Here is a 17,682-nt window from a genome sequence, read left to right as displayed (position 1 = left end):
TAACAACTTAAACTTTGAAAAACTCTAGAATGACATTTTTATACGTTTCGCCAATCGGAATTTCTTCGTCTTTCAAATATAAGACTTTATTTTGAATTGATATCACTTTTTTTATCGAAACAATATAAGATCGATGAACACGCACAAAAAGTTGATCGGGCAGTTTTTCTAAGATAGATTTCATCGATATTCGAGCTGTAATTCGTTTGCCGTTTTCGAGATGAATTTTTACATAATCGTCCAAACCTTCGATAAAATCAATTTCATCGTAGGCGATTTTATTCAGTTTATAATCAGCTCGAATCGTCAAAAACTCTTTGTCTTCATTCAGTTTTTTATCCACTAAAATCAACACCGCTTTGTTTACTGATTCCTCAAATCTATCGTAATCTATTGGCTTCAACAAATAATCAATCGCCGCAACATTGAAACCATCAACCGCATATTCGGCAAAAGCTGTGGTAAAAATAACGGGAATTTTCTTCTCCATATTTTTGTAAAATTCCATTCCATTTGTACGCGAAATTTGAATATCCAAAAACATCAAATCGATCGGAAATTGATTGATATATTTCTGTGCATCTTTCAAATTGGAGAAAGTTTTCACTAACTCAACATGTTCATTTCTCGAACAATAATTTTCGATGACCATCAATGCCAACGGCTCATCATCTATTGCAATTACTTTAATCATTCAAGAAAATTTTTAGTTCAACACTAAATTTAGATAAATCATTGTAAAGAGCTAATTTATAATGATTTGTATAAAAATATTCTAATCTCTTTTTCGTGTTTTTCAAACCAATTTCACTTTTTTCAGTTTCAGGATTTACCTCTTTCGAAATGGTATTTTCTACGTTCAAAAATAATGTTTGTTGCTCAACTTTTATCGAAATAATAACAGGATCCGAGGCTTCATCAATCACACCATATTTGAACGCATTTTCGATAAAATTAATTAAAATTAATGGCGAAATTCTTAAATCCGCAGGATTTCCTTCAACCTCAAAAATAACAGATTCTTTGTGCGTTAATCTCAATTTTTGCAACTCAATATAATTCTTGATATAATCTAAATCTTGTTGCAATGGCACAAAATCTTTGGAAGAATCTGAAACCACAAATCGCATCATTTTAGATAATTTCATTACCGCATCTGAAGCAGAATCTGACTTTTGAAGCGTTAAAGCATAAATATTATTCAACGTATTGAACAAAAAATGTGGATTAATTTGCGCTCTCAAATAAGCAATTTCCGACAATTGTTTCTCATTTTTCATTTCCTGAAAACGTTTATTTTGTCGAATAAAAAGCGAAACAATCGCCATCATCGAGAACATAATAATTTTCGGGCTCCACATCATAAAATCACGAGGCGGTTTTCGAGGCTCAAAACGATCAAAAGGTGGCTTTTTCGGAGGCATTTTATTAAAATGAAATGCCCATTCTGGAAATTTGTACACCACAAAAAAGAAAATGATGAGAATAATGATGTAGAAAAAATAACGTTTCTGAAAATATAATTTTGGAATTAACACAAAATAATTCACCAAAAAGAACACTAACAACAAGATATTTTCGAAAAGCATTCGCTTGAAAAAACCAGTTTTGAAAATAGATTGATCGCTCGAAAAATTTGGCGCAGCAATAAATGGAATCAATAGAAATATGATTGAAACTATGCTGAAAATAACGATTTCTCTCTTTGTAATTTTTACTTTATTCATTTTCTAATTCAATTGAAACAATAGAAAAATGTTGTCTATTTGGAATCATCAATGTTTTGATATTAGTTTTTAATTCTTCATCCGAAGAAATTAAATAATGATTGTTCACTTCTCCAAAATAAAAATATTGTTTGGTATAAAACGTAAGCGCAACCTTGTGATTTGCGTGATTTTGATTAGATGAATTTAGAATATCCAACTCGAAATCTACAAAATTAAGGTGGGTTTTGTTCAAATTATCTGTGATTTGATACAAATTTCCTTCCAATTGTTCGATATACGGAATCGCCGCCATTCCCACCAAATAATGCAATTGCCCAGCTTTTTTATTTTGGCGCATCAATTCTCGAAAAGTTTCTACTTTATTCGTTTCTTGCTGATAAAGTTGCTCTTGCAAATAATACTCTTTGTACGTCGCATCAAAAACATATTTCTCCCAAATTGACGTTGTCGAAGCATCAATCACTAAACGATAAGCAAACTGAACTTTTTTAATTGTTTTCATCTTTTGGTTTTCTATCAAAAGGAGGCATTCCATCTGGAGGTGGTGGCATTCCTGGTCCTCCGCCCATTGGCTCTTTTGCTTCCTCTATATTTTCTGTAGAAATTACAATATTTGCTTCAATTGTATATCCTTTTTCTAAACTTCCGCTCACTTTTGCCAATTGATTTCCGTCTGTATCATCCGAAAAAACATTATCATTCTCATTGTACGTATAACCTGTCAAACCTTTTGTATAACCATATTCTTTAGCTGAATTTACAATTTTTACAGCAGAATTTTCACCTTCAGGAAAAGCAATTTGCGTTACTTTTAATGATTTTCCTTTCTGATCGTAAATATGAACATGGATATGCGTTGCACGACTTTCGTACCAACCTGGGAAAATAGAATTGAATTCAACATTTCCATTTTCATCGGTTACTTGCCTACCTCTCAAAAATTTATACGATTTATAATCGGTTGGTTGCATTCGCATTCCGCCATATTGCGAATAATTTCCATCTTTATCACAATGCCAAATATCAACAATCGCGCCTATTAATTGTTGGCAACTTTCATCAACATTGGTTACATTAATTTTGATTGTCGCCTCTACTCCTGTTCGATCGCCTTTTATATTTTTTGATAAAAAATCTTCTGGCTTTTTTGTAGGAAATGGACCTTCTGTTTCAGAGGCCCATACTTCACAATCATTTACAACATTAGAGTCTTTGCAACTCATCAACACTTTTGGAACAATTAAACTTGCTCCTAATAATCCTAAACTATTTTTTATAAAATCTTTTCTTTCCATTTTCTTTTAAATTGCAACTTTAATATTGGATGAAATGGTGTATCCAGCACTCAAACTTCCTGAAACAGTTGCTATTTGTAACCCTTCTTTATCATCACTAAAAACATTATCCTTTGCATTATATGTATAACCCGTCAAGCCTTTTGTATAACCATAAGACGAAGCCGAATTCACCGTTGCAACTGCACTACTTGTACCTTCTGGAAAAGCGATTTGTGTCACTTTTATCGAAACGCCATTTGCGTTGTAAATATGCACATGAATATGCGTTGCACGACCTGAATACCATCCCGGAAAAATACTTGTAAATTTCACTTTTCCTTCAGAATCGGTGATTTGTCTACCTCTCAAGAAATTATAGGATTGATAATTGGTTTGTTGCATTTGCGTTCCTCCATATTGAGAATAATTTCCATCTTTGTCGCAATGCCAAATATCAACGATAATTCCTTCTACAGCAGAACAATTATTGCTCGCATTTTGCACCACAATTTCTATCGTCGCATCAACACCCGTTCGGTCGCCTTTTACATCACTTCTCATATAACTCGACGGAGTTTTTGTCGGAAAAGGTCCTTCTGTTTCGGTTGGCCAAACGGTACAAGACTGATTGGTTCCACCTTCTGTTGTTGAAGTCGAAACATCATTTATTGCATCATCGCTCGAACAAGACGATATAACTTTCGGAACAATTAAACTTGCGCCCAATAAACCCAAACTATTTTTGATAAAATCTTTTCTTTTCATTTTGTTATATATTTATAGCATTAGTAATCAATTACCATTAACAAAGAATTTTCGCTCAACGATTCAAATTCGACGTGTTCATCTGACTTAATTTCCAATAAATCTCTCGATTCGATTAAACGATTATGAATCTCAAAAATCCCTGTTAACGAAATAACTAACCAATTTCTTTCAACTTTTTTCATTGGTATTTCTGATTCTCTTCTCAAATCAAATTTTCCTAAAAAGACATTAAACAAATCATGGCGAATAATTTTCTCTAATCTATTTTCTCGTTCAAAATCAATTGGAACAATCATTTTAGCAATTTGCTGTTTTTCTTTCACTAAAAACAACGAATAGAAATACGAATAATCGTTACTGTATTCGCCTTCGATATCGATAATGGTTCCTTTTTCTAAATAATAAATAAACGATTGATTGACTTCAATTTTCCAATTAAAACCATTCATATTCAAGCGAATATTATTCATCAAAGGTAACAAAATCAAATAACCGCTTTCCTTGATCACTTTTTGATAAGTACCTTGACCATTCACAGCAACATCATCAATAAAAGCAAAATCAGAAATAGAATTATCATCATTTAATGCATTAATTCTGATATATTTATTCTCAAATAAATTTCGATTCTCGGCTTTACACAACTTTATCATACTTCATATTATCTTGAAACAAATGTAATTTATCATGTTAATTCAACTAAATTTTAGAGGTTAACCCAAGATTTTTGTAGGTTAATTGAATTATGATTCGATTTTATTTATCTTTAGCAATAGAATTTATACGATCAAACACAACAAAAATGATAAACAAAAAAGTAAACAGCATCGAAGAAGCACTACAAGGTGTCGAAAGCGGAATGACGCTGGCTGTTGGAGGCTTTGGACTTTCTGGAATTCCCGAAAATCTTATTCAAGGTTTAGTGGACAAAAAAATCAATAATCTTACGTGTATCAGTAATAATGCTGGTGTAGATGATTTTGGTTTAGGATTATTATTACAAGGACGACAAATCAAAAAAATGATTTCTTCTTATGTTGGAGAAAATGCAGAATTTGAACGTCAAATGCTTTCGGGTGAATTAGAAGTTGAATTGATTCCGCAAGGAACTTTAGCTACTCGTTTGATGGCTGCTGGTTATGGGATGCCTGCAATTTATACGCCTGCTGGAGTTGGAACTGAAGTCGCTGAAGGAAAAGAAATCAGAAAATTTACCTTTCACGGAATCGAAAAAGAATATTTGTTAGAATATGCTTTCGAGCCTGATTTTGCAATTGTAAAAGCGTGGAAAGGTGATACTGCAGGGAATTTAGTTTTCCGTGGTGCAACTGCAAATTTCAATCATCCGGCTGCTATGTGCGGAAAAATTACAATTGCCGAAGTGGAAGAATTGGTAGAAATTGGAGAATTAGATCCAAATCAAATTCATACGCCTGGCGTTTATGTCAATCGAATTATTCAAGGTGCGAAATACGAAAAACGTATCGAAAATAGAACTGTTCAACCTAAATCATAAGAAAAAATGTTAGATAAAAATGGAATTGCAAAACGTATTGCAAAAGAAGTACAAGACGGATTTTATGTGAATTTAGGGATTGGAATTCCGACGTTGGTTGCCAATTATATTCCCGAAAATGTAAACGTTGTATTACAATCAGAGAATGGATTATTAGGAATGGGACCTTTTCCTGTCGAAGGTGAAGAGGATCCTGATTTTATCAATGCGGGTAAACAAACGATTACAACTTTACCAGGTTCAGTTTTCTTTGATTCGGCAATGAGTTTTGGAATGATTCGCGCACGAAAAATCAATTTAACAATTCTTGGTGCAATGGAAGTTTCGGAAAATGGTGATATTGCCAACTGGAAAATTCCTGGAAAAATGGTGAAAGGAATGGGAGGCGCAATGGATTTGGTTGCTTCGGCTGATAATATTATTGTAGCGATGCAACATGTGAACAAAGCTGGAGAATCTAAACTTCTGAAAGAATGTACACTTCCTTTGACTGGAATAAAATGTGTCAAAAAAATCGTGACTGAATTAGCTGTTTTAGAAGTCTTACCAGAAGGTGGTTTCAAATTATTGGAACGAGCACCTGGAATTTCTGTGGAAGACATCAAAAATGCAACCGAAGGAAAATTAATTATTGAAGGAGAAATTCCAGAAATGATTTTATAAAAAATAAAGATTAGAAAGGAAAGTTGAAAAGCTTTCCTTTTTTTATGCTCGATTTGTTTAACTTTATTCAAATTAATACTTAAAAATCGATGCAAACAAAATTAGTAATCGCTCTACTTTCATTCAATTCTCTTGCTTTTGCACAGCAACCGAATTTAGTGAAATACGTCAATCCTATGATTGGAACAGAAAAAATGGGACACACTTTCCCTGGCGCAACTGTTCCTTTTGGCGCTGTACAATTAAGCCCCGAAACGGATTCTATTCCTTATGCTGTCAATCACAAATACAATCCAAAAGTTTATGATTATTGTGCGGGTTACCGTTTTGAAGATAAAACAATAACTGGATTTAGTCATACACATTTTAATGGAACAGGACATTCTGATTTGGGTGATTTTTTGATTATGCCTACCGTTGGAAAATTAAAACTGAATCCCGGAACTGCTCAAAATCCTGAGAGTGGTTATCGTTCTAGATTTTCACATCAAAATGAAACTGCCGAAGCGGGATATTACAAAGTGAAATTGAATGATTACAATATTTGGGCAGAAATGACCGCTTCTACTCGAGTTGGTTTTCATCAATATACATTTCCAAAATCGGTTGATTCACATATTATTTTGGATTTGAATGCTGGAATTTATAATTACGATGACAAAAATACATGGACATATGTTCGCGTGGTGAATGATACATTGATTACAGGTTATAGACAAACACGTGGTTGGGCAAGAAATAGAACAGTTTATTTTGCGATGACTTTTTCAAAACCATTCAAAAATTATGGACAAAAAAATGAAGACGGACAAGTTGATTATAAAGGCTTTTGGCGTAAATGGAACGAAACGCAGAATTTTCCTTTAATTGAAGGAAAAAAGATCAAAATGTATTTTGATTTTGATACAGAAAAAGATGAAAAAGTAAAGATTAAATTTGCGATTTCTCCAGTCAGTCAAACCAATGCGTTAGAAAATTTGACAACAGAAATTCCACATTGGAATTTTGAACAAGTGCGTAATGAAGCAAAAGAAAATTGGAACAAAGAATTAAATCGAATTCAGATTAAAGCTTCAGAAAATGATAAAATAAATTTCTACACAGCGATGTATCATACCTTCATCAATCCGACAACTTATATGGATGTGAATGGGCAATACAAAGGTTTGGATCAAGAAATTCATCAAGCCAAAGATTTTACAAATTACACCACTTTTTCGCTTTGGGATACCTATCGTGCATTGCATCCGTTGTTCAATATCATTCAGCCAAAACGCAACAATGATATGGTAAAATCGATGATGAAACATTATGAGCAAAATCCAATCAAAATGTTGCCAATTTGGTCGCATTATGCCAACGAAAACTGGTGTATGAGTGGCTACCATTCGGTTACGGTAATTTCAGATGCGATTGTAAAAGGCGTTTACAACGGAGATACAAATGCAGCTTTGGATGCGTGCATTGTCACAGCAAATAAACGTGATTATGAAGGAATTGGCGATTATATCGACAAAGGCTATATTCCAGCAGAGAAAAATGGAACATCAATTTCGAATACGTTAGAATATGCTTTCGATGATTGGTCGATTGCGCAAGCGGCTAAAAAATTGAATCGAATGGATGTATACGAAACATTTATGAAGCGTTCTGAAAATTGGAAAAACAATTACGATTCTTCGGTTGGATTTATGCGTCCTCGTTTAGCGGATGGAAGTTTCAAGAAAGAATTTGATCCATTAAATACACATGGACAAGGTTTTATTGAAGGAAATTCGTGGAATTTTAGCTTTTTTGTTCCTCAAAATCCAAATGGATTAATTGAAGCAATGGGTGGAAAAAAGAAGTTTGGAGCAAAATTGGACGAATTATTTACGATGCATTTACCTGACGAATATTTTGCAGATACAGAAGATATTACGCGTGAAGGTATAATCGGAGGTTATGTTCATGGAAATGAGCCGGCACACCATGTTGCATATTTATATAATTGGGCGGGACAAGCGTGGAAGACTCAAGAAAAAATCAGAATGATTTTGGATATGCAATACAAGCCAACGCCTGATGGTTTGGGCGGAAATGATGATACAGGACAAATGAGTGCGTGGTATATTTTTAGTGCTTTAGGTTTTTATCCCGTTCAACAAGGATCGACAGATTACGCAATTGGAAGTCCGTTAGTTGATCACGCTATATTGAATTTGGAAAATGGAAAACAATTTGAAATTGACGTGAAAAATCAATCGAAGAAGAATGTTTACATCCAAAAAATTGAGTTAAATGGAAAAACTTATTCATCTTTTAATTTGAATCATTTTGACATTGTAAGCGGTGGAAAAATAACGTTCTACATGGGCGATAAACCTAAAAAATAAACGTTAAATATTTTATAATTAAGCAAATATGTTTGACTACTTAAGGAATAATGATTAATTTAAATCAAATTTAAAACCAAGAAAAATGGCTAAAAAGGCAAAAAAAGAAGAAAATCATTTACAAGTTTTAGTGGATAAATTAAAAGATCCAAGACATAAACAATTAGTTCAAACGAATCGTTTAAAGAAAAAACGTCGCAATAACGCAAAAAATTAAGCATAAAAAAAACCACTTCATTAGAAGTGGTTTTTTGTTATATTTAAATTTGATTAATCAATTACTTTTCCAATTAAATCGAATTCGTAAGCTTCGATAATTTCTACATTTACAAAATCACCAACTGGTAAATAGGTATCAATTGCAGAAATCAAAACTTCGTTATCAACGTCTGGTGAATCATATTCTGTACGTCCAATAAAATTCTCTCCTTCTTTGCGATCAATCATTACTCTAAATTGTTTTCCAATTTTTTCTTGATTCAAATCGTATGAAATCTGAGATTGAATTTCCATAATTTCTTCAACACGTTGTTGTTTCACTTCTTCAGGAACATCATCTTCCAAATTATAAGCATGTGTATTTTCTTCATGAGAATATGTAAAACATCCCAAACGATCAAATTTTTGTTCTTGTACCCACGCTTTCATTTCTTGGAAATCCTCTTCCGTTTCACCTGGATAACCGCAAATTAACGTTGTACGAATCGCCATATCTGGAACTTTTGTACGCATTGCAGCTAACAAAGCATTCGTTTTTTCGTGTGTTGTTCCACGACGCATTGATTTTAATAATTTTGTTGAAATATGTTGTAACGGAATATCGATATAATTACAAACTTTTGGTTCTTCACGAATTACATCCAAAACATCTTCTGGGAAACCAGCTGGAAATGCGTAATGCAAACGAATCCATTCGATTCCTTCAATTTTCACTAACTCTTTTAATAAAGTTGCTAATTCACGTTTTTTATAAATATCTAATCCATAATACGTTAAATCTTGCGCAATCAAAATCAATTCTTTCGTTCCATTTTTTGCCAATTTAGTAGCTTCTGTAACTAAATCTTCGATTGGACGAGAAACATTTCCTCCACGCATCAAAGGAATTGCACAGAAAGAGCAAGGGCGATCACAACCTTCTGCAATTTTAAGATAAGCATAATGACGAGGAGTTGTTGTTAAACGTTCTCCAACCAATTCGTGCTTATAATCTGCTCCTAAAGCTTTTAACAATAACGGTAACTCGCGCGTACCAAAATATTGGTCAACATTTGGAATTTGCTCAATTAAATCTGGTTTGTATCGCTCTGACAAACATCCTGTCACGAAAACTTTTTCCACCAAACCATCTTCCTTACGTTGCACGTAATCTAAAATTGTATCAACACTTTCCTCCTTTGCATTATCAATGAAACCACAAGTATTAATCACCACAATTTCTCCAGATTGTTCATGTACAACCTCTTTCCCATTGGCTTTCAGCTGTCCCATTAACACCTCAGAATCGTATACATTTTTAGAACATCCTAACGTAATTACATTAATTTTCTTTTTTCCAGTCGATTTTGTACGCATTACTCTAATTTAAGTTTGCAAAATTACGAAATATTTGAGAGAACTGACCGAAAAGATTGAATGGAACAAGTATAAATAGTTAAAATAAAAAATTTTAAACCTAAATAACTTTAAATAGAATAGATTTCTACACAACTAACTATTTTAGAAAATTAATCAACTATTACTTTATTATCATTAATAATAATTATTAAAATTAATTTTAACTAATTGATTAACAAAATATAACAAATTATTTATAGTTTAATTTCAACAATAAATGTTAAATTTGAGCTTATTAGTATTTTAAGTTAGATGTCAAAGCAATGCTTTGAAATTAAGAAGGTCAAGAGAAATCTTGACCTTTATTTTTTATATTTAATCGATATGATAATGACTCGGAAAAGCCTTTTTAGGATTTTGTTTAAGAATATTCAACTTGAATTGACTTTCTAAAAATCCGTAACCATAATTGAAAAATTGAATTAAAGTTGTTTGAATTGATAATAAACCAACTACCGCAGAATTGAAACGAATTGTAGAGAAAATAAAAATCAAAAACATATAAATTAACCACAAAACAAATGGAATTTGTAGAATAAATTGATGTTTTGGAAGAATAAAACTCAACAATAGAAATAGAAACGCAACTAAAGTTCCGACAAAAAATAAACTTGGAAACCAAAAAGTAGGTTTGATATAATTAGGATGACGTTGATTAAGAATTGGGCGCGCAACTCCAAATTGATAGACTTGTTTTGCAAATTTCTTTAACGAAGTTCTACGTTTATGAATCACTTTCGAATCTTGAAATAATCGTGTTTCAAAACCATTTTCCCATAAACGCATCGATAAATCTGGATCTTCTCCAACGCGTAAATCCGCAAAACCATCCGTTTTTTCGTACGCTTTTCGAGAAATTCCCATGTTGAAACTGCGCGGCTGAAATTTACCAATTTGCTTTTTTCCACCTCTGATTCCTCCTGTTGTCAAAAAAGAAGTCATCGAAAAAGTAATTGCTTTTTGCAAATCTGTAAACGAATCATCTGCATCATCTGGACCACCAAAAGCATCAACAAAATTGCTTGTCAATTCTTTTTTAACCGATTCAATATAAGTCGAAGGAATAATCGTATCAGAATCTAAGAAAATGAAATAATTTCCATTCGCTTTTTCCATTCCAAAATTTCTAGATTTTCCTGGACCTGAATTTGTTTTGTAATAATAATGAAGATCTAATTGAGTTTCAAATTTAGCACAAACTATATCCAATTTATTTTGAGAACCATCGTCTACAATAATAATTTCGAATAACTTATCCGTTTGTTTCGCTAAACTTGACAATAATTCTGTCAATTCATCTTGACGTTCGTAAACGGCAATAATTATCGAAAGTTGCAAATCTTCTTTTTCCAAAATATATTATTGATTGAATGATTCTTTCAACTCTAATGTCACTTTCTGAATTTCATCTAAACTCTTAAAATGATTCAATTTGAAAGTCGATTTTGATTGTTTCAATTCGTGAACAATTGCCAAAATAGTATCCAATGGACTTTGCTCCTCTCCTTTCGAAGTTTCGTCAAAATTAATTCCGACCAAAGAAACTTCTTCAATCATTCCGAACAACCATTCTTCTAAAAAAGTATTCAAATCAATCGAATCAATAGTATGATTTGCCCATTGATTTTGTTTCGATTTTTCAGCTAAATCTGTATTCGACCAAAAGCAAATTACCTCTAAATTAGAGCCATCTTCGTACTCAAATTCTTCCGAATACGAAATAGCAAAACCTTCTTCAGAAGTTAAAAGATATACTTTTTGATCTTGACAAATTTCTTTTATAAATTGACTCACTTCTCTTAATTTTGATTTTTAGTTTTTTTACTTCCTTCGTACATTTCGTATTGTAAAAAGTCGCATTCTAACTTACCGTTAAACACTTTTACCTTTTTCGAAGGACGCAAACCGACATATTTTTTGGCTTGTAAATCTGATGTGATAAACCACGCCAATGTATTTGGATAACTCGATTTTAACGTGTCACCAATTTGTTTGTAAAATTCTTGGTTATTGTTTTCGATACGCTCATCATAAGGCGGATTGAACACCAATAATACTGGGAATAATTCCTTTTTAGATGTAAAGAAATCTTGATTTCTCACTTCAATGAAATCTTCTAAATCAGCAGATTTTATATTCATCTGCGCGATTTTTACCATCATTGGAGAAATTTCGTATCCAACAATTTTATATTCAGATTCTTTGATTCGATTTAGACGCGTATTACGAATTTGTGTAAACAATGTTTCGTCATAATCTGGCCAATTCTGAAAAGCAAAATGCTTACGATGAATTTGCGGCGGAATATTATTCGCAATCATCGCCGCTTCAATCAACATTGTTCCCGAACCACACATCGGATCAAGGTAATTTCCTTTTCCATCATAACCCGCTTGCAACAACAAACCTGCTGCTAAAACCTCGTTAATTGGAGCTGGACCAGTTTCTTCACGATAACCGCGTTTGTGCAACGATTCTCCCGAAGAATCTAACGACAACGTAATTTTATCGTGCGAAATATGTAAGTTGAAACGTACATCTGGAAAATCTTTATCGATACTTGGACGACGACCATTTTTTTCTTTGAATCGATCTACAATAGCATCTTTTACTTTAAGCGCTGCGTAATGCGAATGCGTAAAATAATCTGAATGTACAGTTGGATCAATCATAAAAGTTTGATCAACATTCAGATAATTTTCCCAATGGAATTTCTTGAATTTCTCGTACAATTGATGATCATTTTTCGCAGAAAACGAAAGAATTGGCTTCTGTATACGAAGTGCAGTACGCAAGCTGTAATTTGCTTTGTACATGAAACCTAAATCGCCATTAAATTCAACCATTCGGTTCTGAATTTTAACATCTGCCGCACCCAACGCTTTTAATTCTTGCGCTAATATTTCTTCGAAACCAAAAAAGGTTTTCGCAATCATTCTGAAATTTTCCAAGGAAATAAAATTTTTACAAAAGTACGGGAAATAAAGGAAATTGAGAAGTTAGAATAAACTATATTTGATTTTTAATATTCACAAATATGAAATTAATCTTTACACTATTATTTTTAGGAAATGTAATGCTTGTTAAAGCTCAGACAAAATTATCTCAGGATAGTGTAAATTATTATGTAAATCAAACAAAAGAAATACTAAATAAGAATTTCAAGATTGAAGATACTTCTACCTTTTTTAAGAATTATACTCCTATTTCAAATGAGCAGCTGACTTCTTTAAATTTTAATGAAATAAAAAAAGCTTTAGACTATTCGGAAAAACTAATTGAATCTAACCCTAATAGAATAGATTATTTTACAACGATTACCTTTATTTATTTTTATATTAATAGCTATGAAAATTTTATAAATACTTCTGATAGATTATTAAAACAAACTAAAAAAAATAACAATATTTGGTATAATCTTAATGATTCAAATAAAACAGATGAAAATATATTGTTAAGAGTTTATTATCCATATATCAAACATATGTTACCTTTTAAGAATAAAGAAAATGAATTTTATGTAAAACAAATTTCAGAACAATTTGATAAATATTTTCCAAATTCATCTGATCGATATTTGTTAAAATCTTGGGTAGAAAATAAATTAGGAAATGGACAATTTGCAATTAAGATTTTAGAAGAAGGTAGAAAAAAATATCCTAATAATCTTGATCTACTCTTTCAGCTATACGAATTCTACTTCTCAACAAAAAATAATGAGAAAATGAATAAACTAAAACAAGAAGTAGCGAATTCTGATAACCAAATATTAAAAAATCAATTTAATGAAATGGTTAAAACCACAAAATAATTAAAAACATTATAAATATCATATTTATAATGCTTTTGTTTAATATAAAACCTCTATTCTTCGTACCTTTCGGCTATTAAAGTTTAATTTTTTAGAATTCGATATAAAATGGAAAAAATCACAGATCGTCTTTCAGCTTTGAGAGAGGTTATGAAACAAAATGGAGTTAGCGCAACAATTATTCCTGGAACAGATCCTCATGGAAGCGAATATTTACCAAATCGTTGGAAAGAGCGTACATGGATTTCAGGTTTCAATGGATCGGCTGGAACTGCAGTTGTTACATTAGAAAAAGCGGCTGTTTGGACAGATTCGAGATATTTTATTCAGGCAGAAGATCAATTAAAAGACACAACTTTTGAGTTGATGAAAATGAGAATGCCAGAAACTCCTTCAATTAATGAATGGATTATTTCTCAATTAAAAGAGGGAGAAGTTGTAGGACTTAATCCTCAAATGTTTGCACACAATGCTTTTGCAGAAAATTTTAATGAGTTTTCATTCAATCAACTTTCAGTAAAAAATATTGATTTAATTGATTTAGCTTGGCAAGATCGTCCTGCTTTACCAGAGAATCCATTCTATATTTATGATGTTAAATTTGCTGGAAAATCTGCTTCAGAAAAAATTTCGGAAGTACGCAATGAGATGAAAAAAGCGAATACAAATGTGTATATCATGAATTCGTTGGATGAAATTGCATGGTTATTTAACATTCGTGGAAATGATGTCAACTATAATCCATTGACCATTTCGTATGCTGTTGTAGATACAGAAAATGCGTATTTATTTATAGATGAAGCAAAAGTAACTCCAGAAACAAAAACTGCTTTAGTAAATGAAGGAATTACAATTCAACCTTATTTAGCGATATATGATTATTTAAAAAATCAGAACGAAAAATCACATGTATTGGTAGATGGAAATCGAATCAATCAGTCATTATACGAAGCAATTTCAGCTTCGTCAACAATTAATTTAGTTGCTTCTCCAGTAACAAACTTAAAATCTGTTAAAAATGAAATCGAGCAAGAAGGTTTCAGAAATGCTATGGTAAAAGATGGTGTTGCTTTAACTAAATTTTTCATGTGGTTAGAAGAAAATATCGAAAATAATATTAACGAAGTTACAGTCGACGAGCAATTGAAATTTTTCCGTTTGCAACAGGAAAATTGTAAAGGTGCAAGTTTCGGAACAATCTGTGGTTACGCAGACCACGGCGCAATGAACCACTACTCTGCTTCACCTGAAACTGCTTATACATTAGGATGTAAAGAAATGTTGTTAATCGATTCTGGAGCTCAGTTTTTGGAAGGAACAACAGATATTACGCGTACATTGATGTTAGGAGAACCAACGGCGCAACAAAAAACAGATTATACTTTAGTTCTAAAAGGAAATATTGGTTTATCGGAAGCTATTTTTCCTGTTAATTCTCGTGGTTCTTTATTAGATGTTTTGTCGCGTAAAGCACTTTGGGATAATGGTTTCAATTATGGTCACGGAACTGGTCACGGAGTTGGTCATTTCTTATGTGTGCACGAAGGTCCCCAAAGTATTCGTTTAGAGGAGAATTTAACGCCACTTAAAGCTGGAATGGTGCTTTCTAACGAGCCTGGTTTGTATCGCGATGGAGAATACGGAATTAGAATCGAGAATCTAATGATTGTTCAACCAGCGATGTCTACTCAATTTGGTGATTTCTTGAAGTTTGAAATTATTACAGTTTCCCCAATTGAGAAAAATTTGATTGATGTTAATTTAATGACAAACGAAGAAATTTCTTGGTTAAATAACTATCATCAATTTGTTTTCGAGAAAATTTCTCCATTCTTAGACGAAAAAGAAACGGCTTGGTTGAAAGAAAAATGTGAAGCGATTTCTAAATAAATCAATTTTATTCAACAAAAATTCATTCTGAACTTGTTTCAAAATTAGAAATAAAAATATAGAAGCTAAAAATAAATTCTGCCTTACAAAAAAAATCCTATTCACTTTCGAATAGGATTTTTTATTTCACATAAAATTTGTATTATTGCAACATATTTGCATTAAGAAATGAAAAGACGAAATACACCAACCAAACAAGCGGTTATTGATTTGTTCAATTCGTGTACGACTGCATTAAATCAGGAACAAATTGAAACGCAATTGCAAGGAAAAATGGACAGAGCAACGATTTATCGTATTCTGAATAATTTTTGCGAAGACGGAATGATGCATAAAGTTGTGGGAGATGATGGCGTAAATTATTTTGCGATGTGCAAGACGTGTTGTGAGCATACACAGCATCACCACGATCATTTTCATTTTCGTTGCACGACTTGTAATCAACTTATTTGCTTAAAAGAAGAAATAAAAATTAATTTACCCGAAGGATTTTCGATGCAAGATTGCAATTGCGTCATCACAGGAACTTGCCCAAATTGCCAAAAATAACAACAATGGATTTACAATGGTTTGTAAAATGGTTTAACTCGCCATATTATCATATTTTATACAAGAACAGAAGTCTTACAGAAGCTGAAGATTTTATTCAAAAAATCACGAATTATTTACAACTTCCACAAAAAGCAAAAGTATTAGATTTAGCATGTGGAAAGGGGCGACACGCTATTACGTTGAATAAATTAGGTTTTGATGTTTTAGGTATCGATTTATCTGAAGAAAGTATCAAGTACGCCAAACAATTTGAAAATGAATATTTAAAATTTGAAAAACATGATATGCGCGAGGTGTATCATCCAAACGAATTTGATGCAGTTTTCAATCTTTTTACAAGTTTTGGTTATTTTGAGAATTATGAAGATAATTTTAAAGTTTTTGAAGCTGTAAAACAACAAATCAAATCGCACGGAATCTTTGTTTTGGATTATCTGAATGCAGAAAAAGTAGTTTCGACAATGATTCCTTATGAAGAAAAACTGATTGATGGTATTTTATTCAAAATCACAAAATCTGTCGAAAATGGTTTTATCAAAAAAGAAATAGATTTCAGAGATAAAGGTGAAATATTTCATTTTGAAGAATTTGTTCGTTTAATTTATTTCAACGATTTCAAAAAAATATACGAAACAGAAGGTTTTATTTTAGATAAAGTATTTGGAAATTATAATCTTGATGCTTTTGATGAACAAACTTCTGACCGATTAATTTTAGTTTTAAACAAATGAAAGAAAGTTTAATCTTAATTTCAAGTGTGTTAATTGGAGTTTTATTTTCTCGAATATTACTCAAAAATAAACACAACTCAAAACTGCTGCTAACCTTTAGTGGTGCGTATTTCTTGGCGATGACTGTTTTAGAAATCTTACCTCAAGTCTATGGACATCCATCTGAAAATCATAGCGATCATTCGATTGGATTGTTTGTTTTATTAGGTGTTGTTGTGCAATATATTTTAGAAACGATCAGTAAAGGCGTTGAGCACGGACATATTCATTTGCACAAAAAAGAGCAATTTCCTTTCGGAATTTTTGGAGGATTATTTTTGCATTCAATTATCGAAGGAATTCCTGTTGCGAACGCAGAATCTCACAATTTTATGTGGGCAATTTTTGTTCATAATATTCCGGTTTCGATGATTTTATTTAGCGCATTATGTCAACATACAGAATCTAACGCAAAACGTTTTCTGTTTATGACTTTGTTTGCTCTAGCTGCTCCAATGGGATATTTCTTAGGAAAACATACGATTATTTCTAATTATTCTTTGGAAATGAGCGCAATTGTTTCGGGAATATTTTTACATATTTCAACCGTAATTTTGTTCGAAAGTAATGAAGGGCACAAATTTAATCTGAAAAAATTCGGTTCTATCTTAGTAGGGTTTATTCTCGCTTATCTCACCGTTTCTATGCATGTGCATTCACATTAAAAATATAAAAGCAACTTATTAAAGTTGCTTTTTTTCATTTTAATCGTT

19 protein-coding genes are annotated in these 17,682 nt (G+C 32.0%); 9 read left to right on the top strand and 10 right to left on the bottom strand.

Features of this window, described 5'->3' with window-relative positions; genetic code table 11:
* Window positions 1-7: 7 nt before the first annotated feature.
* The 6 genes from N5D90_RS01600 to N5D90_RS01575 are packed head-to-tail and all read right to left on the bottom strand — an operon-like array spanning window position 8 to window position 4,428.
* Entirely contained in the window at window positions 8-694 is a 687-nt protein-coding gene (locus tag N5D90_RS01600; RefSeq protein ID WP_280061356.1) for a LytTR family DNA-binding domain-containing protein, read from the bottom strand.
* The gene (locus N5D90_RS01595; protein WP_280061355.1) at window positions 687-1,727 is read right to left on the bottom strand and encodes a sensor histidine kinase; all 1,041 of its coding nucleotides are present in this window, start codon (window positions 1,725-1,727) and stop codon (window positions 687-689) included. The genes N5D90_RS01600 and N5D90_RS01595 overlap by 8 nt, the downstream gene beginning before the upstream one ends.
* Window positions 1,720-2,232, bottom strand: a complete 513-nt coding sequence (locus N5D90_RS01590) for a hypothetical protein (protein ID WP_280061354.1) — start codon at window positions 2,230-2,232, stop codon at window positions 1,720-1,722. Before N5D90_RS01590 ends, N5D90_RS01595 begins: the two co-directional genes overlap by 8 nt.
* The gene (locus N5D90_RS01585; RefSeq protein ID WP_280061353.1) at window positions 2,219-3,025 is read right to left on the bottom strand and encodes an intradiol ring-cleavage dioxygenase; all 807 of its coding nucleotides are present in this window, start codon (window positions 3,023-3,025) and stop codon (window positions 2,219-2,221) included. The genes N5D90_RS01590 and N5D90_RS01585 overlap by 14 nt, the downstream gene beginning before the upstream one ends.
* A gap of 6 nt (window positions 3,026-3,031) precedes the next feature.
* Window positions 3,032-3,772, bottom strand: a complete 741-nt coding sequence (locus N5D90_RS01580) for an intradiol ring-cleavage dioxygenase (protein ID WP_280061352.1) — start codon at window positions 3,770-3,772, stop codon at window positions 3,032-3,034.
* Between the two features lie 20 nt (window positions 3,773-3,792).
* Complete coding sequence (locus tag N5D90_RS01575; RefSeq protein WP_180904552.1) at window positions 3,793-4,428, bottom strand: hypothetical protein; 636 nt, start codon at window positions 4,426-4,428, stop codon at window positions 3,793-3,795.
* 149 nt (window positions 4,429-4,577) lie between these two features.
* Between N5D90_RS01575 and N5D90_RS01570 the strand changes: the two genes are divergently transcribed.
* From N5D90_RS01570 to N5D90_RS01555, 4 genes are all read left to right on the top strand, one after another.
* On the top strand, window positions 4,578-5,291 hold the full coding sequence (locus N5D90_RS01570) for a CoA transferase subunit A (protein WP_125350281.1): 714 nt from the start codon (window positions 4,578-4,580) through the stop codon (window positions 5,289-5,291).
* A 6-nt stretch (window positions 5,292-5,297) separates the two neighbouring features.
* Window positions 5,298-5,954, top strand: a complete 657-nt coding sequence (locus N5D90_RS01565; RefSeq protein ID WP_125350280.1) for a 3-oxoacid CoA-transferase subunit B — start codon at window positions 5,298-5,300, stop codon at window positions 5,952-5,954.
* A gap of 89 nt (window positions 5,955-6,043) precedes the next feature.
* Window positions 6,044-8,329 (top strand): GH92 family glycosyl hydrolase, encoded by a 2,286-nt coding sequence (locus tag N5D90_RS01560; protein WP_280061351.1) that lies wholly within the window; start codon window positions 6,044-6,046, stop codon window positions 8,327-8,329.
* A gap of 85 nt (window positions 8,330-8,414) precedes the next feature.
* A complete protein-coding gene (locus N5D90_RS01555) occupies window positions 8,415-8,546 on the top strand; it encodes a hypothetical protein (RefSeq protein ID WP_280061350.1) in 132 nt (43 codons plus the stop codon).
* A gap of 53 nt (window positions 8,547-8,599) precedes the next feature.
* Here the strand turns inward: N5D90_RS01555 and rimO are convergent, their stop codons facing one another.
* The 4 genes from rimO to N5D90_RS01535 form a co-directional block, all read right to left on the bottom strand.
* Complete coding sequence (rimO, locus tag N5D90_RS01550) at window positions 8,600-9,904, bottom strand: 30S ribosomal protein S12 methylthiotransferase RimO (RefSeq protein ID WP_115000726.1); 1,305 nt, start codon at window positions 9,902-9,904, stop codon at window positions 8,600-8,602.
* A gap of 357 nt (window positions 9,905-10,261) precedes the next feature.
* Window positions 10,262-11,299: a glycosyltransferase family 2 protein gene (locus N5D90_RS01545; RefSeq protein WP_280061349.1), complete on the bottom strand. Its 1,038-nt coding sequence runs from the start codon at window positions 11,297-11,299 to the stop codon at window positions 10,262-10,264.
* 6 nt (window positions 11,300-11,305) lie between these two features.
* Window positions 11,306-11,740, bottom strand: a complete 435-nt coding sequence (locus N5D90_RS01540) for a DUF2750 domain-containing protein (RefSeq protein WP_280061348.1) — start codon at window positions 11,738-11,740, stop codon at window positions 11,306-11,308.
* 5 nt (window positions 11,741-11,745) lie between these two features.
* Window positions 11,746-12,903, bottom strand: a complete 1,158-nt coding sequence (locus N5D90_RS01535; RefSeq protein ID WP_221855924.1) for a class I SAM-dependent RNA methyltransferase — start codon at window positions 12,901-12,903, stop codon at window positions 11,746-11,748.
* Between the two features lie 80 nt (window positions 12,904-12,983).
* On the opposite strand from N5D90_RS01535, the gene N5D90_RS01530 reads away from it, so the two are divergent.
* The 5 genes from N5D90_RS01530 (at window position 12,984) to N5D90_RS01510 (ending at window position 17,634) form a co-directional block, all read left to right on the top strand.
* Complete coding sequence (locus N5D90_RS01530) at window positions 12,984-13,757, top strand: hypothetical protein (protein WP_280061347.1); 774 nt, start codon at window positions 12,984-12,986, stop codon at window positions 13,755-13,757.
* A gap of 108 nt (window positions 13,758-13,865) precedes the next feature.
* Window positions 13,866-15,647 carry an aminopeptidase P family protein gene (locus N5D90_RS01525; protein WP_280061346.1) on the top strand — a complete coding sequence of 594 codons (1,782 nt, stop codon included), beginning with the start codon at window positions 13,866-13,868 and terminating at the stop codon, window positions 15,645-15,647.
* Between the two features lie 168 nt (window positions 15,648-15,815).
* A complete protein-coding gene (locus tag N5D90_RS01520) occupies window positions 15,816-16,196 on the top strand; it encodes a Fur family transcriptional regulator (RefSeq protein ID WP_115000737.1) in 381 nt (126 codons plus the stop codon).
* 5 nt (window positions 16,197-16,201) lie between these two features.
* Window positions 16,202-16,930, top strand: coding sequence for a bifunctional 2-polyprenyl-6-hydroxyphenol methylase/3-demethylubiquinol 3-O-methyltransferase UbiG (locus N5D90_RS01515; RefSeq protein WP_280061345.1), 729 nt, complete (start codon window positions 16,202-16,204; stop codon window positions 16,928-16,930).
* Window positions 16,927-17,634: a ZIP family metal transporter gene (locus tag N5D90_RS01510; RefSeq protein ID WP_280061344.1), complete on the top strand. Its 708-nt coding sequence runs from the start codon at window positions 16,927-16,929 to the stop codon at window positions 17,632-17,634. Before N5D90_RS01515 ends, N5D90_RS01510 begins: the two co-directional genes overlap by 4 nt.
* Window positions 17,635-17,682: the final 48 nt, after the last annotated feature.

The sequence above is a fragment of the Empedobacter sp. GD03797 genome, from assembly GCF_029842105.1.
GTDB lineage: Bacteria > Bacteroidota > Bacteroidia > Flavobacteriales > Weeksellaceae > Empedobacter > Empedobacter falsenii_C.
This window is presented reverse-complemented; position numbering and strand designations above follow the sequence as displayed.

Bases quoted from the DNA above. Each gene is read 5' to 3' on its own strand.
- N5D90_RS01560 (WP_280061351.1), top strand. From the start codon at position 6,044: ATGCAAACAAAATTAGTAATCGCTCTACTTTCATTCAATTCTCTTGCT.
- N5D90_RS01575 (WP_180904552.1), bottom strand. From the start codon at position 4,428: ATGATAAAGTTGTGTAAAGCCGAGAATCGAAATTTATTTGAGAATAAA.
- N5D90_RS01525 (WP_280061346.1), top strand. From the start codon at position 13,866: ATGGAAAAAATCACAGATCGTCTTTCAGCTTTGAGAGAGGTTATGAAA.
- N5D90_RS01530 (WP_280061347.1), top strand. From the start codon at position 12,984: ATGAAATTAATCTTTACACTATTATTTTTAGGAAATGTAATGCTTGTT.
- N5D90_RS01580 (WP_280061352.1), bottom strand. From the start codon at position 3,772: ATGAAAAGAAAAGATTTTATCAAAAATAGTTTGGGTTTATTGGGCGCA.
- N5D90_RS01555 (WP_280061350.1), top strand. From the start codon at position 8,415: ATGGCTAAAAAGGCAAAAAAAGAAGAAAATCATTTACAAGTTTTAGTG.
- N5D90_RS01570 (WP_125350281.1), top strand. From the start codon at position 4,578: ATGATAAACAAAAAAGTAAACAGCATCGAAGAAGCACTACAAGGTGTC.
- N5D90_RS01600 (WP_280061356.1), bottom strand. From the start codon at position 694: ATGATTAAAGTAATTGCAATAGATGATGAGCCGTTGGCATTGATGGTC.
- N5D90_RS01520 (WP_115000737.1), top strand. From the start codon at position 15,816: ATGAAAAGACGAAATACACCAACCAAACAAGCGGTTATTGATTTGTTC.
- N5D90_RS01565 (WP_125350280.1), top strand. From the start codon at position 5,298: ATGTTAGATAAAAATGGAATTGCAAAACGTATTGCAAAAGAAGTACAA.
- N5D90_RS01590 (WP_280061354.1), bottom strand. From the start codon at position 2,232: ATGAAAACAATTAAAAAAGTTCAGTTTGCTTATCGTTTAGTGATTGAT.
- rimO (WP_115000726.1), bottom strand. From the start codon at position 9,904: ATGCGTACAAAATCGACTGGAAAAAAGAAAATTAATGTAATTACGTTA.
- N5D90_RS01585 (WP_280061353.1), bottom strand. From the start codon at position 3,025: ATGGAAAGAAAAGATTTTATAAAAAATAGTTTAGGATTATTAGGAGCA.
- N5D90_RS01595 (WP_280061355.1), bottom strand. From the start codon at position 1,727: ATGAATAAAGTAAAAATTACAAAGAGAGAAATCGTTATTTTCAGCATA.
- N5D90_RS01510 (WP_280061344.1), top strand. From the start codon at position 16,927: ATGAAAGAAAGTTTAATCTTAATTTCAAGTGTGTTAATTGGAGTTTTA.
- N5D90_RS01515 (WP_280061345.1), top strand. From the start codon at position 16,202: ATGGATTTACAATGGTTTGTAAAATGGTTTAACTCGCCATATTATCAT.